The organism is Bartonella sp. PS7NMGDW, from assembly GCF_042193585.1.
GTDB classification, from domain to species: domain Bacteria; phylum Pseudomonadota; class Alphaproteobacteria; order Rhizobiales; family Rhizobiaceae; genus Bartonella; species Bartonella grahamii.
Genome location: NZ_JBHILX010000110.1, coordinates 1 through 707 on the forward strand (window position 1 = coordinate 1; position 707 = coordinate 707).

1 protein-coding gene is annotated in these 707 nt (G+C 41.2%); it reads right to left on the bottom strand.

Annotated elements, in window-relative coordinates:
- A partial coding sequence (locus ACFIKJ_RS09575; protein ID WP_375670566.1) for a tyrosine-type recombinase/integrase occupies nt 1-701 on the bottom strand: 701 nt, incomplete at its 3' end.
- Nucleotides 702-707: the final 6 nt, after the last annotated feature.

A 707-nucleotide genomic window follows, 5' to 3' on the forward strand; every position in this document is an offset into this window, starting at 1 on the left:
AAACGCAAAGCCAATTGTGTTAAGGTTGATGCTTCGCAAAGTGTTTTATAAAAAGTAGGCACATCTCTCCAATCCATGGCTGGTAAATTTTGTGTTTTATGACGTTGTTTACCTAAGAGCGCGCGTGCTTTTTCTGTTGCTTGTAAATCAACATTCAAACCCAAGGCAGCCGCATGTTTGAGACAAAGATTAAGACGGGTAAGAGCTCTATTAGCTGTTCCAGCTTTTGAATGCCAAATAGGGGCAAGAACATTGCGTATCTCTGTTTGTGTAATCTCAGAAACAGGCAGACAGCCTAATTTAGGGAGAATATGTAGGCGTAAAGGTGCAAACCAATTCCCATCTTTACCATCCCCTTTTAACTCAGATTTCCGACTTTCAAAAGTATCTAAAGCAATATCTTTTAAGTAATGAAGATTGCTTATTGCCTCACGCTTTTGTTTATCGCGTTCTTTAATAGGGTCACGACCCTCATGCAAAACAGAACGCCATTGATTTGCTAATTCACGGGCTTTTTTTAAAGAAACATTTTGCAACGCACCCAAGCCCATTTCACGGCGCCGACCATGAATGGTATAGCGATAAATCCATTGAGCACCTCCATCTTTACGCTTATGAAGTAACAAGCCAGCACCATCATTATATTTGCCAGCCCCCAATGTTGCGACAGCCCTTGCATTAAGACGGTTCATAAGAGCCATTTTTAG